Consider the following 4,719-nt stretch of genomic DNA (forward strand, 5'->3'; position numbering starts at 1 on the left):
ATCATTTTGTCCTTAATCTTATATATGCAAATGCTTATTAAAATAATTTATTATGCTTCGTTCTATTCATATCCAAATTTTTTTAAACGTTAAATTTCGAAATAACAACTATAGGCTATATTTTATTCACTTCTGAATATTTCATTGATTTACGATCACTACCTATATTAATTCGCACTGTATAAACCTCCAAAAAGCTATGACCACAATGTTTTTCTAACCCTAGGATTGTTCTTCAGATACTACAGGTTAGAAATCTTGTGTATAACTAAAACTCATCCATTTTTTGCTAAAATCAAACATATTCACTTTCTTTTTCCAAGTATTGTTATTTGGGAGTTACTTAAAACTTCTCAAAACACTCAATAAACCAAGATGATTTTGTTCTTTTGAGATCATTTCTGCGGTATAACCTCCTACTCCTTGATAATTAATGTTGGCGCCTGAAAAAAGAGCATCTTTGCAGCAATTAATATCATTAATTAAAGCCGCAAAGAGTAGTTCATTATTTTTTAACAATTGATAAATAGGGGAGTAACATAACGCTATATCACTAGCTATTTCATTGTAATGATTTTTAATGAGTGGATTAGCCCCTTGCTCCAAAAGAAAAGTTACGATTAATTCATTATCTTGATCTACAGCGAGCATTAAGGGGGTATACCCATCTTGTTCTGCTTGATAGTTAATATCCGCGCCTTCATTCAATAAATATACCAAGGCTTGAATGCTGGATTCAGATTTGTCTATTTTGATTAATAATTCTTCGGATAAGTTAAAATGTTTTACTGAATTCAAAATAGCTTCTCCCATTTAAAAAGAGGCCTGCTCGCTGAAGAAAAGAAATGATTTTTTTTATTTTTTACATGATATTGAAGGTTGTTATCTGACATTTTGTTCTGAATAATAGAATTTTCTAACAGGTGATGTATCGATTGGTCTAAAGCTAAATCAAATACATTCAGCCCATCTTTTTGGGTTAAGAAAAGATCTGCTCCTTCTGATAGTAAGTATTCAGTTAATTCTATATTTTCTTGTTCTACTGCTATCATCAATGCAGAATAGCGTCCAGAACCTTGAAAATTAATCATCGCACCGGATTGAATAATCAATTGTACAGAAATTAAATCATTATTATGGGTCGCTGCTAATAGTTCGAAATCTTTAAGAATATGATAAACTGAGCAGCTGGGAGAGACTAATTCACTTGCTAGTTTATTCTCATTATTTTTAATTAGCGGATCAGCTCCTTGGCGGAGTAAATATTCAGCTATTCGATCATATTGCTTTTCGACGACATACATCAAAGGGGTGTATCCTTTTCTCCCTGTTTGTTCATTAATATCGGCACCTGCTTCAAGCGCTTTCTTAACATTACGAACAGAAGGAATAACACGGTTAAGTTCATTAATCAATAGAATATCATTGTTCATTACAGCGTCCATATTAATCTGAATTATTGCAATGATAATTTAATGGTTTTAGAAGGTTGCTCTGATTGTCTTTTTTCTCCTGGTTTGGTGGTTGGAGTTGCAAAAAACATCATATTATTGCTACCCATTGGTAATGTTTTTAACTCATTTTCTTGAATTGGCAAAAATTCCACTGCACTTTCAGTTGGTGGATTAACGGGATCGACCATTTCGTCAATAATAATCCCAGAATCGTGCAGTGCTTGTTTAATTAAATTGGTTATTTCCTTATTTTTAATAACCTCGAATATCCCTCTGCCATCATTACAAGTTATTGTTAGACTGGGATTGTATAATAAAAGATATTTAACTATTTTCTTTAAATTTAACTCCGCAGCAAGTAGTAAAGGGGTATAACCATTATTACCTTGGAAATCTATAATGCTGCTATCAGTAGAAAGAAGTGATTTTACCCCAGTTAGATTGTTTTTTATAACATGCTCTAGTAATTCATATCCTTTAAGAATCTGATAAATGGAGGAAGTAGACGAAGCTAAATTACGGGCTATTTCGCCATAGTTATTTTGTTGCAAGGGATTTGCACCTTGCTTCAGTAAGTATTCAACGACCTTATCCTGTTGATTATCGACAGCAAACATCAAAAGGGTATATCCATCGTTAAAAGAATAGTTAATGTTTGCACCTTGAGATAATAATTGTTTCATGTTTATAATCTTTGGATTAAAGCCATTAATTTCCTCCTTTAATTTCATGCTTAACTTTTCATTAGGAGGAAGATTCTTCCATTTCAGTTCAGTGAGCTTTTCTTGAATTTTTTCATATAAACAACTTTGTTTGGATACCAAATCAAGTGCTGTCTGTCCTTCTTTATTACGTAATGAGGGGTCTGCCCCTTTTCTTAAAAGATGTTCTGCTAATTTATCATTTTGATGATTAATTGCAGTCATAAGCATCGTTTGACCTTCTTTATTTTGATAATTAATATTGGTGTTGGTGTTTTCGCTAAATGCGTTATCAAAATCAAAAATAGTTGTTTCAAATGAGCGGCATTTTTGTATGAGTATATTGTGAATCGATTCCTCTTTGTTTAAGCGCCATTGATGGTTTATATCAGCTTCCTTTTTTAGGTGCATCTTAATGCTCGATTCATTCAGCTGAAGAGTAGGTAATTCATAATAAAATGAATTTCCTGAGTCATGTCCTGGAGAAATCTTCACTTTTCTAGTCTTTTGGTTTTGTACTGTGAATTTAAAATAACCCGAACAGTTCGGGCGAATAGTTGCAGAGGAAACACCTGAGTGGGGGAACAATATACCTAATTGCATTAAACACTGCCACAAGAGTAAATCTTTATAATCTATTTCAATTGCTTTGAATTTGGGTGAATCTTCCATGAATTTTGCTACAAGGCGAATGGCGTGAGCCATATTTAGATTTACATCCTCATTTAACTTTTTTTGAATATACTCACTTTGAGCGGGCTTGTAATAATTAAGCCGTTCATTTGCTTTTAGAATATCATGACTGAAGGTGCAACTCTTGAGAGCGAAAAAATAACTCCTTCTTGCCTCACTTAACAGACTGTTCAAGAGATTACGCTGTTGTGATTGCTCTTCTTTTCTAATCTCTTCTTTCTTTCTGGTTTCTTCTGCTCTTCGTTCCCACCTCAATGAAGGATATTTAGCTTCTTCATTTCTTCTATCTTCGGCTTCTTTCGCTCTTCTTGCCTCAGCCAAAATAGGATTTTTAGCTTCATCTTCTTTTTGCTTAATTTCATTCTTCGATCTGATTATTTCTCTTATTTTAGCTTCTTCCTGTTTTTGAGCACTTATTTCAGCAATTTTGTGTTGTTCTTGGAGATATATTGTTTTGTACTCTTTGATTGATATACCTTCAAACGCTTCAGGATATTCCTTTATTTCTAGCATCTCTTCTGTCAAGTGTTTTTTAAATACTCTGTTATATAATGAATCATTTCGCCACTTATAGCCATACCAATAATCGATGTCCCACTCAGTACAAAGTTCATTATTCGGATTAAATCTAGAGCGATTAACTAAATAACCACTTGTAATACTAATTTCCTTGCTACCAAATTTATGCATTGGATGACATTCACCAAATACCATTAAGGCTGTCCAAAGATATTGCGCTATTTCTGAAGCTCTATCACTATCTCCAGTGATAATAACCACTGGATTGTTTGAGGAAGGAGGAGTTATTCGATGATTGAGTAGTTCATTTGCGCGAGCCATATAATATTTCACACGAGCAAATTCATTGTCAGGGATAAAATGGGGCGAATAAAGGTCTATAAATGTCCTCCATATTTCTTTTTTTTCTGAAGCTGAGATATTAGGGGATAATCTTTTTTTTTCTAAGTCTTTAGCCTCTTCATTACTTATTGCCCACTGTTTCATTTTCGATAAAGTTGAGGTTACAATGTCGTGTTGTTTGTTTTCTTGTTCTTCTTTTTGTTTTCTTAGATCTTCTGGATTTATTCCCTTTGCTTCTGCAATTTTATATAGTTCTTGGAGGTGTATTGTTTTGTACTCTTCAATTGATATACCTTCAAAAGCTTCAGGATATTCCTTTATTTCTAGCATCTCTTTTGTCAGATGTTTTTTAAATACTCTATTATATAATGAATCACTACGCCACTTAGAACCGTACCAAAAAATGCTATCCCATCCAATACAAAGCTCATTAGGATTTAAATCAAATATATACTTACTTTCAATCCTAATGGCCTTACTATTAAATTTATGCGTAGGATGACATTCTCCCAGTACCATAAAGGCTGTCCAAAGATATAGTGCTTGTTCAGAAAGCTCATCATTTGCAGTGAAAATGACAATTGGATTTTTTGAGGAGGGAGGAGTTATTCGATGATTGAGTACTTCATTTGCGCGTGCCATAAAATATTTCACACGGGCAAACTCATCATCAGGAATAAAACGAAACGAATAAAGTTCGTTTAATATTTTACTTATTTCATATTGTTCTATACGTGAGAGAGAAGAGGATGATAATTCTTTGTTTAAACGTCTAACCTCTTCGTTGCTTATATTCCATTCTATCATTTCTTCTTTGCTTACAGCCATTACAACGTTCCTTATTACCTAGCCTTCAAAATTTCTTATTTTTCCAGCGCAACATGGATTTATAATGCGCACTATACATTAATGTCTGCCAAAAATAAATTTAATTTCTGAATTCATCTCGTTTAAGTAAGAAAACGGCATCGTCATGCATGGCTCCAGTGCTGGGTGCAAGAAGTTATTGA

General features: G+C 33.2%; 3 protein-coding genes. All 3 read right to left on the reverse strand.

Annotation, left to right across the window (positions count from 1 at the left end; translation table 11 throughout):
• Window positions 1-339: 339 nt before the first annotated feature.
• From Q0495_RS08985 to Q0495_RS08995, 3 genes are read right to left on the reverse strand one after another with little or no spacing between them, the layout of a single operon-like run.
• Entirely contained in the window at window positions 340-798 is a 459-nt protein-coding gene (locus Q0495_RS08985; protein ID WP_298625156.1) for an ankyrin repeat domain-containing protein, read from the reverse strand.
• Window positions 795-1,415, reverse strand: coding sequence for an ankyrin repeat domain-containing protein (locus Q0495_RS08990; protein ID WP_298625158.1), 621 nt, complete (start codon window positions 1,413-1,415; stop codon window positions 795-797). Before Q0495_RS08990 ends, Q0495_RS08985 begins: the two co-directional genes overlap by 4 nt.
• 41 nt (window positions 1,416-1,456) lie before the next feature.
• Window positions 1,457-4,537: an ankyrin repeat domain-containing protein gene (locus Q0495_RS08995; RefSeq protein ID WP_298625159.1), complete on the reverse strand. Its 3,081-nt coding sequence runs from the start codon at window positions 4,535-4,537 to the stop codon at window positions 1,457-1,459.
• Window positions 4,538-4,719: the final 182 nt, after the last annotated feature.

This window comes from uncultured Legionella sp. (assembly GCF_937871865.1).
Lineage (GTDB): Bacteria > Pseudomonadota > Gammaproteobacteria > Legionellales > Legionellaceae > Legionella.